Raw genomic sequence first — 18,630 nt, forward strand, 5'->3', positions numbered from 1 at the left:
GAGCATGGACTGGTATGGTTCGCCCGATTTGAACGGATACGCCCCGGTCGATGGTCCAGATACTGGACGAATCGGCCGGGGCGTATCCGGAAACGGGCAGGATCGGTCCGCAGTCGGTTCCCGATCGGTCCGCGATCAGTCCGTGATCGCCTCCAGCAGCGACTCCTGGAGCGCCCCGAACCACAGGTAGGCCACGACCAGCGCCTTGCGGTCGTCGCCGTCCGGCAGGTCGTAGAGGCCCTGCTCGTCCTCCTCGGTGACCTCGAGCCGCGAGCCGAGGACGAGCCGCAGGTCGTTCAGCGCGCCCAGCCAGCGCAGGCACTCGGGGGCGCCGAGCTTCACGAGCCCGCCGTCGCCGAAGCCGTTCAGCGAGTGGACGACGGCGAGCGCGTCCTCGCGCTTGCGGGTGCGCAGGTCGGGCTCGGTGAAGCGGCGGAACTCCCCGGAGGCCTCCCGGCTCTCCGCGTCCTCGGGCTTCGCCGGGTCGCCGTAGGCGTCGGGGAAGAGCCGGGCCACCGCCGGGTCGGCGGGCGCCTCCGTCGGGCCCTCGGCGAACAGGGCGGCCAGCGGGTCGCCCCCGTCCTCGCCACCCGGGCCGGGGCCGATCAGCTCCAGCATCTGCACCTCGAAGGTGCGCAGGATCGCGACCTCCAGCTCGTCCAGCGCGAGCGCGGCGCCGCCGTCTCCGGTGCTCTCGAACAATGCGGCCATCTGTATCGGTCAGCCCGTCCTCGTCGTCGTGGGGTACCCCGGGTGCGGGTGGGGTCAGTCGTGCTGGAGCGTGGCCCAGAGGCCGTAGCCGTGCATCGCCTGCACGTCGCGCTCCATCTCCTCGCGGGTGCCGCTGGAGACGACCGCCCGGCCCTTGGTGTGCACGTCCATCATGAGCGTGCGGGCCTTGTCCTTCGGATAGCCGAAGTAGGCCTGGAAGACGTACTGGACGTAGCTCATCAGGTTGACCGGGTCGTTGTGCACGATGGTCACCCAGGGCGTGTCCGGTTCCACCACCGGTTGTCCTTCGACCTCCGGGCGCTCGATCTCCACGGGCGCGACACTCACCGCCGGGCCTCCTTCTTCGCGCAGCCTCCTGCGCCCTCGTCCATGACCCCTCGTGCCCCATGCTGCCATCCGGGGGACACCCGGGCGATTCCGCCCCGGCGCCCCGCACGAGAAATCGTCACTTTGACGCTAAGTGGTAGTAGCATCATCCTCATGGACGCCACTTCCGTGCGCGCGGCCGGTTCGACCGCGCTCCTCACCGACCGCTACGAGCTCACCATGCTGCAGGCAGCCCTGCGCAGCGGGGCCGCGCACCGCCGATCCGTCTTCGAGGTGTTCACCCGGCGCCTGCCGAGCGGCCGCCGCTACGGCGTGATGGCCGGCACCGGCCGGGTGCTGGACGCCGTCGAGAACTTCCGCTTCGACACCGCCCAGCTGGACTGGCTCGCCTCCCAGGGCGTCGTCGACGAGGACACCCTCTCCTTCCTCGCCGGCTACCGCTTCCGCGGCGACATCCAGGGCTACCCCGAGGGCGAGGTGTACTTCCCCGGCTCGCCGCTGCTCACCGTCGAGGGCAGCTTCGCCGAGGCGGTGATCCTGGAGACCGTCATCCTGTCGATCCTCAACTTCGACTCGGCGATCGCCGCGGCCGCCTCCCGGATGACCTCCGCGGCCGGGGGCCGTCCGGTCATCGAGATGGGCGCCCGCCGGGCCCACGAGCAGGCCGCCGTCGCCGCCGCCCGCGCCGCGTACGTGGCCGGGTTCGCCGCCACCTCGGACCTCGCGGCCGGCTTCGCCCACGGCATCCCGACCACCGGGACGGCCGCGCACGCCTTCACCCTGGTGCACGACACCGAGCGGGACGCCTTCCGGGCGCAGATCGCCTCGATGGGCCGGGGCACCACCCTGCTCGTCGACACCTTCGACCTGCGCGAGGCCGTCACCACGGCCGTCGAGGTGGCCGGGCCCGAGCTGGGCGCCGTGCGCATCGACTCCGGCGACCTCACCCTGCTCGCCCACCGCGTCCGCCGGCAGCTGGACGAGCTCGGCGCCTCCAGGACCCGGATCATCGTCACCTCGGACCTCGACGAGTACGCCATCGCCGCCCTGGCCGCCGCCCCCGTGGACGGCTACGGCGTCGGCACCAGCCTCGTCACCGGCAGCGGGCACCCGACCTGCGCGATGGTCTACAAGCTCGTCGCCCGCGAGGAGCGCCCCGGCGGGCCGCTGATCCCCGTCGCCAAGCGCGCGGCCGGCGGCAAGACCAGCGTCGGCGGCCGCAAGTGGGCTGCCCGCCGGCCCGACGCCGACGGCGTGGCCGAGGCCGAGGTCGTCGGCACCGGGCCGGTGCCGGCCGGGCTGGAGGCGCACCTGGTCCAGGTGCCGCTGGTGAAGGCCGGTGAGACGGTCGGGCGCGAACCGCTGACCGCCGCCCGGGAGCGCCACGTGCGCGCCCGCGCCGCCCTGCCCCTGTCGGCCACCCAGCTCTCCAAGGGCGAGGCCGTCATCCCCACCGAGCTGCTCGTCTGACGGCGGCTCGGGCGCGTCCCGCGGAGGCGGCGGGCACAGGCCTTCCGCCTCCGCGCGCCACTCCCTAGAGTCAGCCGTAGAGTTCCCCTGCTCCCCCGGGGCTCCCGGGGCCAGCACCCCCGAGCCCCCCGAGCGCCCGCGGCCCCCGCGGGCGCGACCACCGGGGCACACCGCCCCTGCCTTCCGAATCCGAGGACGCGAACCATGCACCGGGCACTGATCGTCGTCGACGTGCAGAACGACTTCTGCGAGGGCGGCAGCCTGGCCGTCGCAGGCGGCGCCGAGGTGGCCGCCGCCATCACCGACCTCATCGCCGAGTCCTCCCCCGGCTACCAGCACATCCTCGCCACCCGCGACCACCACCTCGACCCGGGCGACCACTTCTCCGCCGAGCCCGACTTCGTCCGCAGCTGGCCGCCGCACTGCGTGGCCGGCACGGAGGGCGTGGGCTTCCACCCCAACTTCGCGCCCGCGGTGATCTCCGGCGCGGTGGAGGCGGTGTTCGACAAGGGCGCGTACTCGGCCGCGTACAGCGGGTTCGAGGGGCTGGACGAGAACAGCCGCGGCCCGGTGGAGTGGCTGCGCGAGCGGCAGGTCGACGAGATCGACGTGGTCGGCATCGCCACCGACCACTGTGTGCGCGCCACCGCGCTGGACGCCGCCCGGGCGGGGTTCCGCACCCGGGTGCTGCTCGACCTCACCGCCGGGGTGTCGGCGCAGACCACGGCCGAGGCGCTGGAGGAACTGCGGGAGGCGGGCGTCGAGTTGGTCGGCAACCCGGTTGTCCGCTAGACCGTCAGCAGTTCCACCACGTCCGTCCCGCCCGCGCGGTGGGCCTCGCACAGCTCCGCACGGACGGCCTCCGGATCGGCGGCGAACCGGGCGCCGGAGACGTACACCACGCGGATGCCCAGGTACTCCATCCGGTGTTGGCCGCCGCGCACCCAGGCGGCCTCGCCCTCGCTGACGCAGCGCAGGTCGGCGTCCACCTCGACGACGACGCCGCGCCGGGGCCAGTAGAGGTCCGGGACGGCGATGTACGTGCCGCCGCGCATCCGCAGCTCGGGGGCCTCCAGCGGGACGGGCAGCCGCCATTCCTCGGCCAGGCGGCGGAGCTCACCGCGCACGAAGTCCCTTTCGGCGGCGAGGAGTTCGTCGAGGGCGGCGCGGATCCGGGGTTCGGCCGTCAGGCCGCACTCGGCCAGCTCGGCGACCAACTCCCGTACCGTGCAGCCCCCTTCGGCCCGGGCGACGGCCTCGCGCAGCACCTCGCGCACCGGGGCGCCCTCGCCGGTCGGCTCCGCCGTCCACTCCAGCAGCGCGTCGGCGACGGCGCGGGCCACCGGGGCGCAGGCCAGTCCGTGCACCGAGCGGGCCTCCAACTCCCTCTCCGTGCGCCGGATCCGGACCTCACCGACGTCCTTGAGGCGGCGCTGCCGGGGCACCAGGACATCCACCCCGGTCACCGCCGGGAGCCGGGGGACGGCGGCGAAGCCGTACAGTGCCAGCGCGGCCGTGCCGGTGATCACCGCGCCCGCACGGCGGCCCTCCTCCCGGCCGTTCTGCGCCGCGTACAGCAGCGCGGCCCACATCCGCTGCTCCGGGGTCGGCCCGCCGGACTGCAGCAGGTAGACCCTCGGCAGCAGCCGCTGCCAGGGGCCGCCCCGGCGGCAGTGCTCGGTGACGACCCGGGCCGGCACGCCCCGGGCGCGCAGCTGGCTCGCGGTGACGACGTTCTGCTGACGCTTCGCCAACTCCTCCAGGGACGGCGGCGGCGAAGGAATCCGGTAGCTCATGCCGACACCATCCCCAACCGCCCGGGCCCGCGACCGGTCACCTGACGCACTGTTACTCAACCGTCGCGAAACCGGGATCAGCCTGCACTAAAGTCCTCATACCCTCACTCATTCGGAGGATTTGTCGTTCATAAGGTTGTCGGATCTGATCGAAAGTGATCACCCACCTGGCGATCTGACCCAGCGTGACCAAGGGCATACGGCGAGGGACTCCCCAGGCGTCAATCCCGCCCCGAAGATTGCCTAGGCTTACGTCATGTCACGTGACGAGACCGCCGGCCTCCGCGCGGCCCAGCTCCGCCTCGGCCGCCTGCCCGGATACGTCCGCCGCCCGGACCCGGCCCGCCGCAGCGGGGAGAAGGGCCATACGTACAAGAAGGGCTGGGAGGTCCGCTTCACCGCCCGCAGCGAAGCGGAGATAGCGGAGATCCGCGACCTCGTGGTCGCCGCCGGGTTCGCGCCGGCCAGACCCTTCTTCAAGGGCCACCAACTCATCCAACCGGTGTACGGCATGGCGGCCGTTCAGGCGTACCTGGCGGCTAGACAGATGGCCGAGGAACACGCCGCCCGGGCCGCGCTCGGACGCGGACGACGGGCACCGGGGGCGCGCGCGGGCAGCGCGCACGCCGGAGGAGCTACGCACCAGCCGGGCGCATCGCATCAGGGCGGCGGCGCGGGGCACCGGTGCGACCGGGAGGAGGCGACCGTGCCCGACCGCACCGCCTCGGTGGCGGCCGAACTGGCCCGGCAGCGGGCCGTGGAGGCGTTCCCCTCGCAGGTCGAGCGGAGCACCGCGGCCGACGACCGGGCCGTGCCGCTCGCCCAGCCGCAGGCGGCCCCCGGGGAGGCGCGAACGTCCCACTGACCGTCAGATCCCGTACCACGCCCTGCGTCAGGCGCCGTGCGCCGCCGGGGCGTGGTCGATGTGGACCGTGGCGGCCAGCAGGCGCGGGACGATCCTGATCAACGCCTGTTCAGCCGCCTCGGCGACCCGGTGCGCCGCCACCACGGTGAGCGCACCGTCCACCACCACGTCCGCCTCGGCGCGCAGCGAGTGCCCGATCCAGCGCATCCGCAGCGCGCCCACCCCGCGCACGCCCTCCACCTCGCGCAGCGCACCCTCGGCGGCGTCCACCAGCGCCGGGTCCACCCCGTCCATCAGCCGGCGGCCCACCTCGCGCACCGAGCCGCGCAGCACCAGCGTGATCGCCGCCACCGCCGCCAGGTGGTCCACCGGGCGGGGGTGCAGCAGCCGGTCCACGGCCGCCGGCCCGGTGAACACCGCCGAGGCGGCGACGGCGAGCACGGTGAACGAGGTCCAGAGCGTGCGCAGCCCCTCGGCGGAGGCCTCCGGGGCGGCGCCGACCCGGTCGGCGGCGTCGTGGGAGTGGGGGGCGCAGAGCGTGGCCGAGGCGGTGGCGCAGGGCGGCGGCGCGGGAACGGGCGCGGCCGTTCGCGTGATCATGGCCGTGGTCGTGGGTGTGGTCGTTGCTGTGATCGTGGGCGTGATCGTGGGTGTGCGGACCGTCGCCCCCACGGGTGCGGGCGCGGTTGTGCGGGTGGTTGTGCGGGCGCGGGTTCGCGCCGTGGGCGTGGACGTCAGCCTCCACAGGGCCTACGGTGGCACATCAACTGCTCTGCAGCCATTGCCGTCCTACACCCTCTGACCAGCTGCGACGTGCTCGCAACAACTCCGCCGGCGCCCCTGCGCGACGCTCTCCGCCCACCCCTTGGACCACAGCCCTCCCCCGTTCCCCACCGCACCCGCCGCGCCACGGCGCCGGCCCCCGCCGGAACCGGACGAGGTGGCGACGGGTTCCGGGCATTCCATCGGATTGGTCACCCAGTGCACCGAGGGCCTACCGTAGAGTGAGCACAGATGATCGACCGTCAGATACCCATCTCCCTTGCCGAGAAGACGAGATGACCAACCGTCACATGGGTTCCACCGGACCGGCCGAGGAGGCCGGACCGGGCGAACCGGAGGACGTACCACCGGGCCCGCCGCCGTCAGCACTCCCGAACGCCACACCGGACGTACCGCCGGACGTCCCGCTGGAGTTCGCCGCCTTCTGCGAACTCCACCGTCCGCGGTACCTCAGCTACGCCCGCGTATGGCTCACCGAGCACACGGCCGCGGCGGCCGCCGTACAGCAGGCGTTCGCCGAAATCGCCGTCCAGTGGCGGGAGTTGCTCGGCAGCTCCAACCCGACCGCGCGGGCCTGGCAGATCCTGCGCGGCACCGTCGCCGAGCACAGCGCCCTGCGCTCCTCCGCCGACCCGGGCGATCCCGGCGATCCCGGAAGCCCCGCCGACCCCGTCGTCCTGCGCCGGGTCGACCCGGTCGAGCACGACCGCCGGCCGGCCGACGACGACCTGGCGATCCTGCACTACGTGGTCGGGCTGGCCGCCCCCGAGATCGCCGACGTCATCGGCACCGACACCGCCAGCGTGGCCGGGCGCCTGCGGCGCACCATGCTGCGCGAGGCCACCGGCTGGTGACAGCCAACCCGCCGGTCCCTCAGGCCCCTCAGACCCGCTCGCCCGTCACGTCGACGAGGTGGTGCACCGGGTCGTGGATCAGGTAGCGGGAGAAGGACTCCACCGTGAAACGGGCCCCGTCGCTACGGTTGCCGGTGCGCCGCCACCGCTCCCCCGCCACGGCCTCGAAGGCCGCGGCCAGCGCCTGCGCGGCCTCCGCCAACTCCCCGGCCACCACCCGGGGATCCTGCTCGCCGTAGCGCTCGGCCACGGCCGTCTCGTCCTGGTCCCAGTTGGGGAACAGCGGGTCGTCCTCGTCGAGCATCAGGTTCAGCCGCACCAGGAACAGCCGGTAGACGTCCCGGACGTGGCAGGCGTACTCCAGCGGCGACCAGACCGACGGCTGCGGGCGCCGGCGCAGCCCCTCCTCCTCGCCGCCCAGGACGGCCAGCCAGCCCTCGGCGTTCGCCCGGATCATCCCGGCGACGTCCTCGCGCACCACCGCCGGGGTGTTCAACCCGCAGTCGGGGCACGGGCGTTCCAGCACCCACGTCCAGTCCTTGGTGTCGGGGGCGATCTGCTCGGCGCCGTCGAGGGTGTCGGGGGTGTGCTCTTCGGTGGTCATGGGCCCAGCATCGCCGCCCCGCCGCCCCGCCCACCAGCGGCAGGACCGCCAGCCGTCGCCGAAATGCCGCCACGGCCCCCGGCTGCCCCGGCTACCGCCCGTGCTCCCGTTCGTACTCCTCCCGGGCCGCGAGCAGGCCGCCCAGGTGCTCCCGGCTCCAGGCGCACACCGCGTCCATCGGCCCGAGCAGCGAACGGCCCAGCGGCGTCAGCGCGTACTCGACCCGGGGCGGGTTCTCGGCGAACTCCGTCCGCAGCACCGCGCCGTCCTGCTCCATCGACCGCAGCGACTCCGCCAGCACCTTGGCGGTGATCCCCGCCAGCGGCACCCGCAGCTCCGAGAAGCGGCGCGGGCCGGCCTCCAGGCAGCGGATGATCTTCCACGTCCACTTCCTGCTCCCCAGCACCGGCACGGACTGCACGGGGCAGTCGGCGGGGAAGAAGTCCGCCGGCAGCGGCTCCAGCACGGTCTGCGTCATACCCCCGACCGTACCCCCGGCCCGCCCACGACCGCGCCGGTACCGTTGAAGTAACCGGCACCCCCTGGCCTACCGTCCCGTCAGCGGCGGGCGACAGCGTCCGCCCACGAGCGGAACGGACACCACCATGGGCAGCACCGAACCCACCACCGAACCCACCACCGACGTCATCGTCTACGGCGCGGGCGGCCAGATCGGCCGGGCCGTCGTCGCCGAGGCCACCCGGCGCGGCCTCACCGTCACCGCCGCCGTCCGCGACCCCGCCCGGCACTCCGAACTCGCCGGGCCGGGCGTCCGGTTGGTCGCCTGCGACGTCACCGACCCGGCGGCCGTCGCCGCCACGGCCGCCGGTCACACCGCCGCCGTCAGCTCCGTCTACACCCCGGACACGCCGTCCACCGAGTTCTACGGCGCCGCCACCACCGCCCTCGTCACCGGCCTCGGCCGGGCCGGCGTCCAGCGGCTCGTCAGCGTCGGCGTCGCCACCACCCTGGAGACCGCGCCCGGCGTCGCCGTCCACGACGACCCCGCGTTCCCCGCCGAGTACCGCGCCTTCTCCCTCGGCCACGCCACCGCCCTCGACCTGCTCCGCGACTCCCCCGCCGACCTCGACTGGGTCGTCGTCACCCCGCCCATGGAACTCGACCGCACCGCCCCCGGCACCGGCCACTACCGCAGCGGCGGCCCCCAGGTCCTCGGCCCGCGCATCGCCCAGGCCGACCTGGCCGTGGCCGTCATCGACGAACTCGCCGCGCCCGCGCACCACCGGGAGCAGATCGCCGTCGCGGAATGAGCCGCTGAACGACGTGGACGAACAGATCCCCGTCGGTGGATCCTTCCGCCATGACCACCGACCTGACCGACCTGGCCGCCCTCGCGGTGAAGCCGACCCTCCACGGGCCGACCGTCCGCCTCGTCCCCCTCGCCGCCCGCCACACCGACCCGATGTGGGACCTGTGCGCCGACGGGACCACCAACCGGCTCACCGGCACCCGGACCGCCTTCACCCGCGACCGGATCGAACGGTGGTGCACCACCCGCGCCGACCAGCCCGACCGCCTCGACCTCGCCGTCGAGGACCCGGCCACCGGCCGCTTCCTCGGCGAGACCGCCCTCAACGACCTCGACCCCGACAACTCCTCCGCGAGCTTCCGCATCGCCCTCACCCCCGACAGCACCGGCCGCGGCCTCGGCACCGAAACCGCCCACCTGGTCCTGCGGCACGCCTTCGAGACCATCCGCCTCCACCGCGTGCACCTGGAGGTCTACGAGTACAACGAACGCGCCGTCCGCGCCTACGAGAAGGCCGGCTTCCACCACGAAGGCCGCGCCCGCGAATCCCACCACTGGGACGGCCGCTACTGGGACACCCTGCACATGGCGGCCCTACGGGAGGAATGGCTCGCCACTCACCGAGGCGGCGGCGGCCCGTACGGGTACGCCGCGGCGTAGGCGGCCCGGGCGGCGGCTGCGGCCGCCTCCGCCGCCGCCTGCCGCCTGCGGCGGCGCGCGCGGAGGAGGAGCAGGACGACGAGCACGGGCACGGCGAGGACGAGGAGAACGCCGGCGGCGACGATCACGACGGCGAGGACGTCGTCGGCGTTCCGGTCGGGCGACGCCCGGTCCGGCACCGCCGTCGGGTAGTCGTCCGGCGACCCCTGCGACTCGGGCCGACCCACCAGGGGGTTGTCCCTGGTCCCGTTGTCGACCGCCGGATTCGCCTCCAGCGCCTTCGCCGGTGACACGAGCCCGTACCCGTACCGGTCGCTCGGCACCTTCGATCCGTCCGCCGGCTTGGAAGCCGTCGTGATCATCCGATTGATCACCTGACCTGCCGACAGGTTCGGGTACTTCGAGCGAATCAGCGCGGCCGTCGCGGAGACGTAGGCGGTGGAATCAGAGGTACCGTCGCCGATCGCATAGCCCGTCGTGGACTTGGCGGAGGCGTGGTAGATCTCCACCCCGGGCGCAACGAGCGTCGTCTCCGGGCCTGTGTTGGACCGCTCCCACACGGCACCTGTTGAACCTACAGCTCCGACCGCGACCACTCCGGGAAAAGCGGCAGGGTACGCGACGCGCGGCTCGGTTTCATTGCCGGTACTCGCGACCACGACCACGTCCTTGGAACCCGCGTAGGCGACAGCTCGGCGAATCTCCTTGTCGTACTGGTACGGCCCGCCCAAGGACAAATTGATGACCTTCGCACTGTGATCCGTAGCGAAGCGGATCGCATCGGCCACATCGTGCAGGTCCGGATCAGGGTTCTCCCCCGTACCTCTCACCTTCACCGGGAGAATCTTCGACTTGGGGGCCAGCCCAATGATTCCGACCTGTGAGCCATGACCATGTCCCGCAATCAGGCTGGCCATCGCCGTGCCGTGGCCGTCTCGGTCCACCCTTCCATCCGTTCCCGCACCGGAGAAGTCTGCTCCGGGAAGCACCTGCCCGGTCAGATCCTGGTGATCTTGACTCACCCCGCTGTCGATGACGGCCACGACGATGCCCTCGCCTTGGCTGACCGGCCAGACCTTCGTTTCCGCCTCGAAGGACTTCAAGGCCCACTGCTGATCACGAATCTCATCGGCTGACGCGGCCGGCGCCGCCAGGCTCCAGATCAGCGTCCCGACGGCAAGAGCCGCTGCGCCTCGCGTCAACCAACGGTGCGTCAAACCTTGTCCACCCCACTCACCAAGGCATCCCGCAGATCATCGAACCGACCTGCGGAATGCGATCAGATCAGCCGCCCATCAACGGACGGCTCATTTCACCACGGTCGGATTGGTCGGCTGGTCCGACGCCCAGGTCTCTTCGTCCTCGACGAGGTAGTCCGGCCGTTTGCCGTCCTTCCCCATGTCCTTCCTTCGAGCACGCCCTTCACCCATCGGAACCCCGTGAGGCACAGCCCCGGCCGTACCGACACCGGCATCGCCCCGCAGCCGGCCTCGGACCCCCAGGCCAGAACCGCCCTCGGTGAAGGCCTGCTTGGCGCCAGGCCGCGTCACCTGCCAGATCGGGCCGTTCACAGGCCTGGCTGCAACGCCACGCCCCGCACCCCCGGCGCCCGCTTGGACGGCGCGGCCCTCGCGCGGACCGACACCCTCCACCGGCAGGCCACCGGGGCCGACCGGCGCAACGACGGTCGGACTCGTGGGACGAACCTCCGGCCCGCTACCACCGGCAGGGCCGCTAGTTGGTGTGACCACCTGCGTGGCATTCAGGGTCGAGGTCTGAGCCCCCGCGGTGGCGGGGCTGGGAACGCTCGTGCTCGGCAACGCAACCGGAGTGCCTGAGATCCCCGCTGACGGCCCCTTGACGCTTGCGCTTGCGGACTTTGGAGGCTCCTGTGCCATTCCGCCCTTGATTCCCGAATCAGCCGGAACGAAGACGGATTTCGATGCCCCAGTTGCTGCTTTCTGAGACACAACGGCTCTCGACCGTTGCCCATCCGGAGCACCGGCTGCCCGTGCGGGCACTCCTGCCGAGGCTCCCGAGACCACAGCGGCGGCTGCCGCTGCGGCTCCCGGGTCTGTCTGCGGCCCCACATCCCGGGAGTCCTCCCTCCAAGTCGACAGTGGCGGCGGTGTCTTCAACGACGGCGTCACGATCCGGTAGTGCATCGCGAGCGTCTGCATGACCTGCGCCGCCTCGGCCTTCCGTCGGGCCGTGATGCCGATGTGCTCGTCGTCGTCGCCCGAGACGAAGTTGGCGAAGTCGCCCGCCGTGTCCTTCGCCTTGTCCCAGAGCCCCGGCTCCTCCGGCATGTCGCGCTTGGCCTTCGCCATCGCCTCCGACATGTTGTACAGCGCGTTGCCGGCGTCCTGGGCGTACGCAGCAGCCAGGTTGATGCTGTTCGACAGGTCCAGCATCCGCTTGTGGAACGCGTCGCTCGTCGGCCCCTCCCAGGTGTCGACGGCCTCGGTGCTGACCTTCGCGAGCCGCCTTCGGATGTCCTTGAGCGCGTCGGCCGCCTTGTGCCACGGGTCGCCGGCCGCCATGACCGCGCCGGGGTTGAGGGCCTTGGCCATCTTGCGCAGGTCGGCGTGGCTGAAGTCGTGGAAGTTGGTGTAGGCCATTCCTTCGCCTCCGGGTCCGGGTCAGGCGCGGGTGGTGTTGCCGCGTTCGGGCAGGTGGAGGTTCTTCTGGTACGCGGCCTCGCCGGTGTCGGAGGGTGTCGCGGGGGACCAGCCGTCGCCGCCGAGTTTGAGCTTCAGCTTCTTCGCGGTGCGCTGTTCGTGTTCCTCGTAGCCGCTGGCGGTGAGTTCCGCCTTGTGCTGGGCCTCGTCGACGGCTTTCTGGAGCTGGTCGAGGATGTCGCGCAGCGCGTTGCGCATGGATTCGTAGCGGCCGTGGACTTCGGTGGCCTCCGCGAAGGTGCCGAAGACGTCCTTGCCGAGGCCGGTGCGCCCGTGGGTGGTCCTGCCGTTCGCATCGGTCTCGAAGGTCCGAAGCATGACGCGCACGTGGCTGGCGAACATCCGGAGCTGTTCGACCTCGACGCGGTACCCCTGGCCGGTCCCACCGGTCGAGCCGGTTCCCGATGACACTGCGGCACTCCCCCGTTCGTCCCGTGGCCGAGGCTGTGGCCGGGGCCCGGCCCCGGGGTGTCATGTCTAACACACCGGGGCCGAATTCGGCCTGGGACATGGTCAGTTCGGGGGCGTCCGGGCGTGCAGGGCGTCGGCGAGGGCGCGGCGGCAGAGGGAGTCGGCGCGCCGGGTGGTCTCGGGGAGGCGGTAGCGGGCGGCAAGGTCGAGGGTGGTGCGGACGGCGGTGTCGAGGCCGATGCGGTGGCCGACGGAGACGTACACGGGTTTGACGCCGGGTCGGGTGCGGACGGCGCGGCCGACCTCCTCCCCGGTGGCGGGGTCGGTGAGGGGGCTCGACGCGCCGCGTTCGGGGCCGGGGTCGCCGTGGTCGAAGGTGAACGGGGTCTTGGCGACGCCGAGGGTGCGCAGCCCGGTGAGGACGCCGAGGTGGCTGGCGAGGCCGAGGCGGCGGGGGTGGGCGAGGCCGTAGCCGTCGCAGACGACGGTGTCGGGGGTGTGCCCCAGGGCGGCGAGGGCGGCCAACGCGTCTAGGACGGCGGGGAGTTCGCGGAAGGCGAGGAGCCCGGGGACGTACGGGAAGGCGATCCGCCCGACGGCGGTGGCCTCTTCGACGACGTCGAGGGTGTCCCGGTCGAGGAGGACGGCCGCGGCGGCGACGAGGTCGTGCTCGTCGTCGTAGGCGACGTCCACTCCGGCGATCAGCCGCCCGGGCGGGTCCCCGTCGTCGAGGGCGCGGACGAGGGGCCGCAGCCGTTCCTGTTCGGCGAGCGCCTGGGCCTCGGTGGCGGGCCAGTCGGCGGGGATGGGCACGGGACGGTTCCCCCTTCGGTCACAACGGACGGACACGGTCCCACACCGTACCCAGCCGCGACGACGGCCCCGGACGGCCCCGGACGGCCCCGGACGACCCCGCGGTGAGCCCGTGCGCCCCCCGTGCCCCCGGCCCCGGAGCCTTAGCCTGGACCGACCGAAGACGCACCCCCGCCCGTTCCCCCCGACGTGCGAAGGACCCCCGCCATGCCGCGTCCGTCCGCTGCCCGGTTCTGCCTCGGCTCGTTCACCGTCGTCGCCGCCACGGTGGCGCTGCTGGCCGTCTCGGGCGCCTCCGGCGTCCTGGAGGTCGCGGTGCTGGTGGCGTTCGCACTGGCCCTCGGCACCCTGGTGACGGTGCTGTCGATGCGCACCGCCGCCGGCCGCTCCCGCTCGGCGGCGGCCTCCGGTCGCGGCGGCGCGCACGAGTACGCCCGGCAGCGCTGAGCACCGCCGGGCGTCGTCAGGGGACGGGCCGTCAGACCTCGGTGGTGACCACCACGGTCTTGGCGGCCTTGTCGTGGATGCACTGCCGGTAGGGCTTGTCGAAGACGCCCCAGAGGCCGTCGATGAGCCACCACAGGGCGGCGCAGCAGAGCACGGCGGGCAGGATGAAGACGGCCGCGCGGGTCCAGGCGGCGGACTGGGTGGGCTTGTTGCCGTCGATGAGCATGGCGACCCGGATCTTCATCGCCTTCTTGCCGAGGGTCTGCCCGTCCCGGCTGAGCATCAGGGCCTCGTACAGGAGGTAGATGATGGCGCCGACCCAGAAGGCGCTGGCGGAGCCGGTGCGATCGCTGAGGTCGGAGAAGGGCGCGACGATGATCGCGCCGACGGCCTGCATCAGCAGGTAGTCGATGAGGCGGGCGAGGATGCGCCGGGGCCAGCTGCCGATGGGCGGCATCCCGGGGACGGGGGCGGTGCCGGGCATCCCGTAGCCGGAGGGGCCGTAGCCGGGCGGCGGCTGGTCGTACGGGTTCTGGCCGTAGGGGTTCTGACCGTACGGGGGCTGGCCGCCCTGGCCGTACTGGCCCTGACCGTACGGGTCGCCGCCGTAGCTGCCGCCGTACGCGCCGGGGCTGCCGGGGCCACCCGGGCCGCCGGGAGGGGTGGGGGTGGTCGGGCCCTGCGGCGCGCCTTCCGGCGTGCCGCCACCCGGCTGCGGGGGCTGCTTGTCGAAGGAGGGCTTGCCGCCCCCCTCCGGCTCGGGGCCTGAGGGGTCGTGGGTGCTCATCCCACGAGTAGAACATCACATATTCATGCTCTTTAGGACATTCTGTCCGTTTTGCCGTTCGACGCGGAAATCAGCGCCTGCCCAGACGCCGCCTCAGGCGCGCACCACCCTGGTCCGGGCCGCGCGGTCCTGCCAGCCCCGTCGGGCCGGGCGGTCGAACAGCGGCCAGACCAGCCCGAGCAGCAGCAGGAGGCCCAACTGCCGGACGACCCACCGCAGCAGCGAGCGCCCGAAGCCCAGCCGCGAGCGCCCGCCCGACGCGGCGGCGTCCACCACCCGCACCCGGGCCAGCCGCTTGCCGAAGGTCTGCCCGGTGCGGGCGGTCGGCAGGACCTCGTAGAGCAGGCCGACGAAGAGCAGGATGCCGATCAGCACGCCGATCTTGCCGAGCACCACGCCGTCCACCAGCCAGACCTGGACCTGGCGGTGGGTCAGCACGCTGGCCATCTTCGCCTGGTCGAACTTCTCCTGGAGGTGGTCGGAGACCGAGCGGCCCAGCGGCACTCCGGCGGCGGCCGCGACGGCCAGCATCACCAGGGTGTCCACCACCCGCGCGGCCAGCCGCCGCCCGAGCCCGGCCGGCACCGCGGCGGCGGGCCGACGGCGCGCGGCGGGCCTGCGCGCCGGGGCGGCCGCCTCCTTCGGCGCCCGCCGCACCACGGGGGCGGGGACGGGCACCACGACCGGCACCTCGACGGGTGCCTCACCCGACACCTCACCCGGCGCCACGACCGGCACCACGACGGGCACCTCAACAGGCGCCTCGCCGACAACCGCCGGCAACCCCGCAGGCTCCCGCACCACCACGGCCACGGCCGGAGCAGCAACCGGGGCGACACCCGCGGCCACCTCCACGGCAACGGGAGCGTGCGCCTCCTCCGCACGCCCCTCCCCCTCCTCGGACGCCCCCGAAAGCACCCCCCAGGAGACCCAGCGCGGCGCACCACCCGTCTCCAGGAGCCCGTGCTGGGCCCGCGGATCGGCCTGCCACCCCGAACCGTCCACCCCGGCCCCGACCGATGCGGCCCCAAGAGACGCAGCCCCGACGGCCGCCGCCCCCACCTCCCGGAACACCGGCCCGCCCGCCACCTCCACGGCGGCCTCCACCGGCTCCCCCGCCCCCGGCCCGAGCACGAAGGACGCCCCGCCCGTCGTCTGGTCCAGGTAGACCGGCCCGGTGTCCCCCGCCCGCCCGGGGCCCACCACGGGCGGCGGCACCACCCGCCCACCGGCGGCCAACCCGCCGGGAGCGGGCCGCCGCGTGGCGAAGCGGGGCGGTTCCAGCACCTCGCCCTCCACGGGCGCGAGGCGGCTGGTGCCGGGCACCCAGGCCGAGCCGCCCCAGTACCGGACGAAGCCGGGGATGGACGGGTCCGGGTAGTACCCCGGCTCGGGTGCGACGGCCGGGTCGCCGGCGTCGGCGATGGGGCGGTCCGTCATGGGGGTCTTCTCTCCTGGGGCCTGGAACGGGGGAAACCTGGGGCCGGAGCCGCGCGCCCGGCGCACGCCGTCGGCGCACGCGTGGGGGCACCACCGATGGGCGGACAGTCGCCGGGCAGTCACAAAGGGTAGTGCCTCGCCGGAGCGGCGACGGAGAATCGGCGAATCCCCGGACAACCGGGACCCACCCGGGGTATGGGCGGCCGGGTCACGCCCCGGCGCGCGACGCCCACCCGAGCGCCCCGGCCCCTGCCGTTCACCACCCCGCGCAGAACTTCCCGAAGAAATTCGGGAAACGCGTGTAAGAGCCGGCGCGCACGGCCCTCTCACAGGTCAAAGGCAGCGCAGCAGCAGAGAGGAAGACGGTCATGGAGCGTCCCGTCAGCGTCGTCGAGCACGAGCTGGAGCTGAACCTCGTGCTCTCCCCGGAGCACAGCGTCCCCGTCCCGGCCCGGCTGTCGTACGGCAGCCACGACCCGTACGCGGTCTACATCACCTTCCACCTGGACACCGGCAACCCGGTGACCTGGGTGTTCGCCCGCGAGCTGCTGGTCGAGGGCACCTTCCGCCCCTGCGGCCAGGGCGACGTACGGATCTGGCCGACCCGCTCGGGCCGGCGCAGCGTGCTCTGCCTGGCGCTGAGCTCCCCGGCGGGGGACGCGCTGCTGGAGGCCCCGCTGCCGGCCGTCGCGGCCTGGCTGGAGAAGGCGCACCGGCTCGTCCCGCCGGGCAGCGAGATGGCGACCCTCGACATGGACGGCTCGCTCGCCGAGCTGCTCGCCTAGGCCGTGCGCCGCAGCGTGCACTGGCACGTGCTCACGTACCGGGCGCCGACCGACACCACGAGGAACCAGGACGAGAACAAGAACAAGAACGGGAACGAGAACGGGCGCGGCGAAGCCCCCGCCGGAACCTCAGCGGGCCGCGGGGGCCTGCTGACGACCGCGGGCGGCGTCCGGGCCGCCTCCGTCACGCCGCTGTCCGGGCAGCCGGACGAGCGGAGCCCCGGCGGAGCGGCGCCGGGCCCTTATCCGGACGGCGGCGGCGAGCAGGAAGCAGAGCCCGACCCACGGATACACCGAGGTCGGCAGCTGGCGCAGCGCTGACATGTGGAGGACCGCCGGGCCGAGCGGCTTCGCCAGCCACATCGCGAAGGACAGGAAGGCCAGCAGCGTGGCCCAGAACACGGCCCGCCAGCGCACCCGGCGCACGCCGTCGGGGCGGGCCCGCTCGACGGAGGCCTCGGAGGCGAGCAGGACGAGCACCGGCACGCACCAGATCCAGTGGTGCGTCCAGCTGATCGGCGAGATCAGCACGGCGGTGACGGCCGCGCAGCACACGCCCCAGGCCTCGGAGCGCGGCAGCCAGCGGCCGCTGCGGTAGGCCCAGGCGGCGACGGCGAGCCCCGCCAGCGCGACGAGCGCGGCGCCGAGGGTGGCGGCCGTGCCGGGCTCGGTGGTGTGCAGCAGGCGGGCGAAGGCGCCGCGCAGCGACTGGTTGTCGACGATCTCGGTCTTGCCGACCCGCGAGGAGTCGTACAGGTACTTGGTCCAGAAGCCCCAGGTGGCGTCCGGCAGGAACAGCGCGCCGATGAGGAAGGTGCCGAGGAAGGTCAGTCCGGCGGTGAAGGCGGCCCGGACGCGGCCGGTGACCAGCAGGTAGACGGCGAACAGCCCGGGGGTGAGCTTGATGCCGGCGGCGATGCCGATCGCCACGCCCTTGCTGCGGTGCCCGTCGGCGCGGGTGAGGTCCCAGAGGATCAGGCAGGCGAGGGCGAGGTTGATCTGGCCGTAGCGGAGCGTGGTGAAGACGGGTTCGAGCCAGACGCCGAAGCCCGTGACCAGGACCACGCCGATCGCCCGCAGTTCCCGGCGCGGCCAGCCGACGAGCTTGAAGGACAGGTGGGCGAGCACGGCGAGCAGCGCGACGTTGCCCAGGGTGATCGCCACCCGCAGGACGGGCACCGGGAACCAGGTGGTGGGGACGAACAGCATGGCCGCGAACGGGGGGTAGGTCGCGGGCAGGTTCCACTCGGTGACGCGCAGCGCGTACAGGTCGGTGCCGTTGGCGACGGCGGCGCCCTCGGCGCGGTAGACGATCATGTCGACCATCGAGGTGTGCACGAAGTGGCGCACCACGGCGTACGCGACGAGGGAGAGCAGGGCCAGGACCGAGGCGACCGCCAGCGGGCGGCGCGGGGCCTCCCGCAGCGCGCGCACCGGGGCGCCGAGCGCGAACCGGATCCGGTCGGACAGGGGGGCGGGCGAGGGTTCGGGGGTGGTCCGCACCGGTCTGCGCTCGTCTTGCACCGCTGTCACTGCTCACTCCGTCCACCGCTCGGCCAACCAGCGACGATACCGGATGCCGCCGAACCGGGCCCTGGATCGATCGGCTACGCACAGTGACGAATGGGCCCCGGTCGCCCGTGCTCGGCTGCGGACTGAGCACGGACGGCCGGAGCCGCACCGGGGATCGGACGGGCTCCGCCCGCGTGGGGCGCGGGGAGCGAACCGACCGACGCCACCGACGCTAGCCAGAGCCGGGCGGCAGCGGCACCCGGCTCAGCCAGGGGTAGAACTCCCTTAGGCCGCCCTTAAGGAACCCCCGGCAGAACCCCCTCCGAACCCCCCTCCGAAGCTCCGACGAGGCCCCGACGAAGCACCGACGAAGCACCGACGAGGCCCTTGCCG

The 18,630-nt window shown here is 73.3% G+C and carries 20 protein-coding genes and 1 pseudogene; 8 read left to right on the forward strand and 13 right to left on the reverse strand.

The window, feature by feature from the left end; all coding sequences use genetic code 11:
- Positions 1-135 precede the first annotated feature (135 nt).
- Complete coding sequence (locus ACIRRS_RS18815) at positions 136-711, reverse strand: DUF2017 domain-containing protein (RefSeq protein WP_402971936.1); 576 nt, start codon at positions 709-711, stop codon at positions 136-138.
- 54 nt (positions 712-765) lie between these two features.
- Positions 766-1,059: an ATP-dependent Clp protease adapter ClpS gene (clpS, locus tag ACIRRS_RS18820; protein ID WP_402971938.1), complete on the reverse strand. Its 294-nt coding sequence runs from the start codon at positions 1,057-1,059 to the stop codon at positions 766-768.
- A gap of 153 nt (positions 1,060-1,212) precedes the next feature.
- On the opposite strand from clpS, the gene ACIRRS_RS18825 reads away from it, so the two are divergent.
- Together ACIRRS_RS18825 and ACIRRS_RS18830 are read left to right on the forward strand one after the other, a co-directional pair.
- Positions 1,213-2,529, forward strand: a complete 1,317-nt coding sequence (locus tag ACIRRS_RS18825) for a nicotinate phosphoribosyltransferase (protein ID WP_402971940.1) — start codon at positions 1,213-1,215, stop codon at positions 2,527-2,529.
- 204 nt (positions 2,530-2,733) lie between these two features.
- Entirely contained in the window at positions 2,734-3,321 is a 588-nt protein-coding gene (locus ACIRRS_RS18830) for an isochorismatase family protein (RefSeq protein ID WP_402971942.1), read from the forward strand.
- Here the strand turns inward: ACIRRS_RS18830 and ACIRRS_RS18835 are convergent.
- Complete coding sequence (locus ACIRRS_RS18835; RefSeq protein ID WP_402971944.1) at positions 3,318-4,325, reverse strand: hypothetical protein; 1,008 nt, start codon at positions 4,323-4,325, stop codon at positions 3,318-3,320. The genes ACIRRS_RS18830 and ACIRRS_RS18835 overlap by 4 nt on opposite strands.
- 256 nt (positions 4,326-4,581) lie before the next feature.
- On the opposite strand from ACIRRS_RS18835, the gene ACIRRS_RS18840 reads away from it, so the two are divergent.
- Positions 4,582-5,190, forward strand: coding sequence for a hypothetical protein (locus ACIRRS_RS18840; RefSeq protein WP_402971946.1), 609 nt, complete (start codon positions 4,582-4,584; stop codon positions 5,188-5,190).
- A 27-nt stretch (positions 5,191-5,217) separates the two neighbouring features.
- On the opposite strand, the pseudogene ACIRRS_RS18845 reads toward ACIRRS_RS18840, so the two are convergent.
- Positions 5,218-5,935 (reverse strand): annotated as a pseudogene (locus ACIRRS_RS18845) (cation transporter dimerization domain-containing protein).
- Positions 5,936-6,248: 313 nt separating this feature from the next.
- Here ACIRRS_RS18845 and ACIRRS_RS18850 point away from each other — a divergent pair.
- Positions 6,249-6,827: a hypothetical protein gene (locus tag ACIRRS_RS18850; protein WP_402971947.1), complete on the forward strand. Its 579-nt coding sequence runs from the start codon at positions 6,249-6,251 to the stop codon at positions 6,825-6,827.
- A gap of 28 nt (positions 6,828-6,855) precedes the next feature.
- Here ACIRRS_RS18850 and ACIRRS_RS18855 read toward each other — a convergent pair whose 3' ends face one another.
- Positions 6,856-7,431: a DinB family protein gene (locus tag ACIRRS_RS18855; RefSeq protein WP_402971949.1), complete on the reverse strand. Its 576-nt coding sequence runs from the start codon at positions 7,429-7,431 to the stop codon at positions 6,856-6,858.
- A 91-nt stretch (positions 7,432-7,522) separates the two neighbouring features.
- On the reverse strand, positions 7,523-7,909 hold the full coding sequence (locus ACIRRS_RS18860; protein WP_402971951.1) for a winged helix-turn-helix transcriptional regulator: 387 nt from the start codon (positions 7,907-7,909) through the stop codon (positions 7,523-7,525).
- A gap of 127 nt (positions 7,910-8,036) precedes the next feature.
- Here ACIRRS_RS18860 and ACIRRS_RS18865 point away from each other — a divergent pair, with 127 nt between their 5' ends.
- Positions 8,037-8,702, forward strand: a complete 666-nt coding sequence (locus ACIRRS_RS18865; RefSeq protein ID WP_402971953.1) for an NAD(P)-dependent oxidoreductase — start codon at positions 8,037-8,039, stop codon at positions 8,700-8,702.
- A 50-nt stretch (positions 8,703-8,752) separates the two neighbouring features.
- Entirely contained in the window at positions 8,753-9,361 is a 609-nt protein-coding gene (locus ACIRRS_RS18870; RefSeq protein WP_402971955.1) for a GNAT family N-acetyltransferase, read from the forward strand.
- Here the strand turns inward: ACIRRS_RS18870 and mycP are convergent.
- The 4 genes from mycP to ACIRRS_RS18890 all read right to left on the reverse strand — a co-directional run bounded on the left by mycP (position 9,319) and on the right by ACIRRS_RS18890 (position 13,266).
- The gene (mycP, locus tag ACIRRS_RS18875; RefSeq protein ID WP_402971956.1) at positions 9,319-10,563 is read right to left on the reverse strand and encodes a type VII secretion-associated serine protease mycosin; all 1,245 of its coding nucleotides are present in this window, start codon (positions 10,561-10,563) and stop codon (positions 9,319-9,321) included. The two genes, ACIRRS_RS18870 and mycP, sit on opposite strands and share 43 nt — an antisense overlap.
- A gap of 105 nt (positions 10,564-10,668) precedes the next feature.
- Entirely contained in the window at positions 10,669-11,982 is a 1,314-nt protein-coding gene (locus ACIRRS_RS18880) for a hypothetical protein (protein ID WP_402971958.1), read from the reverse strand.
- A gap of 21 nt (positions 11,983-12,003) precedes the next feature.
- Complete coding sequence (locus ACIRRS_RS18885; RefSeq protein WP_402971960.1) at positions 12,004-12,453, reverse strand: hypothetical protein; 450 nt, start codon at positions 12,451-12,453, stop codon at positions 12,004-12,006.
- Positions 12,454-12,555: 102 nt separating this feature from the next.
- A complete protein-coding gene (locus ACIRRS_RS18890; protein WP_402971962.1) occupies positions 12,556-13,266 on the reverse strand; it encodes an endonuclease V in 711 nt (236 codons plus the stop codon).
- A 207-nt stretch (positions 13,267-13,473) separates the two neighbouring features.
- Between ACIRRS_RS18890 and ACIRRS_RS18895 the strand changes: the two genes are divergently transcribed.
- Complete coding sequence (locus tag ACIRRS_RS18895; protein WP_402971964.1) at positions 13,474-13,713, forward strand: hypothetical protein; 240 nt, start codon at positions 13,474-13,476, stop codon at positions 13,711-13,713.
- A gap of 31 nt (positions 13,714-13,744) precedes the next feature.
- On the opposite strand, the gene ACIRRS_RS18900 is transcribed toward ACIRRS_RS18895, so the two are convergent.
- On the reverse strand, positions 13,745-14,500 hold the full coding sequence (locus ACIRRS_RS18900; protein ID WP_402971966.1) for an RDD family protein: 756 nt from the start codon (positions 14,498-14,500) through the stop codon (positions 13,745-13,747).
- Between the two features lie 93 nt (positions 14,501-14,593).
- Complete coding sequence (locus ACIRRS_RS18905; protein WP_402971967.1) at positions 14,594-15,940, reverse strand: RDD family protein; 1,347 nt, start codon at positions 15,938-15,940, stop codon at positions 14,594-14,596.
- A gap of 368 nt (positions 15,941-16,308) precedes the next feature.
- Here ACIRRS_RS18905 and ACIRRS_RS18910 point away from each other — a divergent pair, with 368 nt between their 5' ends.
- The gene (locus tag ACIRRS_RS18910) at positions 16,309-16,725 is read left to right on the forward strand and encodes an SsgA family sporulation/cell division regulator (protein ID WP_031070273.1); all 417 of its coding nucleotides are present in this window, start codon (positions 16,309-16,311) and stop codon (positions 16,723-16,725) included.
- 129 nt (positions 16,726-16,854) lie between these two features.
- Here ACIRRS_RS18910 and ACIRRS_RS18915 read toward each other — a convergent pair whose 3' ends face one another.
- Positions 16,855-18,258 carry a glycosyltransferase 87 family protein gene (locus tag ACIRRS_RS18915; protein ID WP_402971970.1) on the reverse strand — a complete coding sequence of 468 codons (1,404 nt, stop codon included), beginning with the start codon at positions 18,256-18,258 and terminating at the stop codon, positions 16,855-16,857.
- Between the last annotated feature and the right edge of the window lie 372 nt (positions 18,259-18,630).

This window comes from Kitasatospora sp. NPDC101183, from assembly GCF_044767945.1.
GTDB lineage: Bacteria > Actinomycetota > Actinomycetes > Streptomycetales > Streptomycetaceae > Kitasatospora.

What these genes read in the sequence shown, in the direction of transcription:
- ACIRRS_RS18850 (WP_402971947.1), top strand. Translation starts at nt 6,249, where the DNA reads ATGACCAACCGTCACATGGGTTCCACCGGACCGGCCGAGGAGGCCGGA.
- ACIRRS_RS18910 (WP_031070273.1), top strand. Translation starts at nt 16,309, where the DNA reads ATGGAGCGTCCCGTCAGCGTCGTCGAGCACGAGCTGGAGCTGAACCTC.
- ACIRRS_RS18865 (WP_402971953.1), top strand. Translation starts at nt 8,037, where the DNA reads ATGGGCAGCACCGAACCCACCACCGAACCCACCACCGACGTCATCGTC.
- ACIRRS_RS18895 (WP_402971964.1), top strand. Translation starts at nt 13,474, where the DNA reads ATGCCGCGTCCGTCCGCTGCCCGGTTCTGCCTCGGCTCGTTCACCGTC.
- ACIRRS_RS18825 (WP_402971940.1), top strand. Translation starts at nt 1,213, where the DNA reads ATGGACGCCACTTCCGTGCGCGCGGCCGGTTCGACCGCGCTCCTCACC.
- ACIRRS_RS18905 (WP_402971967.1), bottom strand. Translation starts at nt 15,940, where the DNA reads ATGACGGACCGCCCCATCGCCGACGCCGGCGACCCGGCCGTCGCACCC.
- ACIRRS_RS18880 (WP_402971958.1), bottom strand. Translation starts at nt 11,982, where the DNA reads ATGGCCTACACCAACTTCCACGACTTCAGCCACGCCGACCTGCGCAAG.
- ACIRRS_RS18860 (WP_402971951.1), bottom strand. Translation starts at nt 7,909, where the DNA reads ATGACGCAGACCGTGCTGGAGCCGCTGCCGGCGGACTTCTTCCCCGCC.
- ACIRRS_RS18870 (WP_402971955.1), top strand. Translation starts at nt 8,753, where the DNA reads ATGACCACCGACCTGACCGACCTGGCCGCCCTCGCGGTGAAGCCGACC.
- ACIRRS_RS18835 (WP_402971944.1), bottom strand. Translation starts at nt 4,325, where the DNA reads ATGAGCTACCGGATTCCTTCGCCGCCGCCGTCCCTGGAGGAGTTGGCG.
- ACIRRS_RS18830 (WP_402971942.1), top strand. Translation starts at nt 2,734, where the DNA reads ATGCACCGGGCACTGATCGTCGTCGACGTGCAGAACGACTTCTGCGAG.
- ACIRRS_RS18840 (WP_402971946.1), top strand. Translation starts at nt 4,582, where the DNA reads ATGTCACGTGACGAGACCGCCGGCCTCCGCGCGGCCCAGCTCCGCCTC.
- ACIRRS_RS18815 (WP_402971936.1), bottom strand. Translation starts at nt 711, where the DNA reads ATGGCCGCATTGTTCGAGAGCACCGGAGACGGCGGCGCCGCGCTCGCG.
- ACIRRS_RS18900 (WP_402971966.1), bottom strand. Translation starts at nt 14,500, where the DNA reads ATGAGCACCCACGACCCCTCAGGCCCCGAGCCGGAGGGGGGCGGCAAG.
- ACIRRS_RS18855 (WP_402971949.1), bottom strand. Translation starts at nt 7,431, where the DNA reads ATGACCACCGAAGAGCACACCCCCGACACCCTCGACGGCGCCGAGCAG.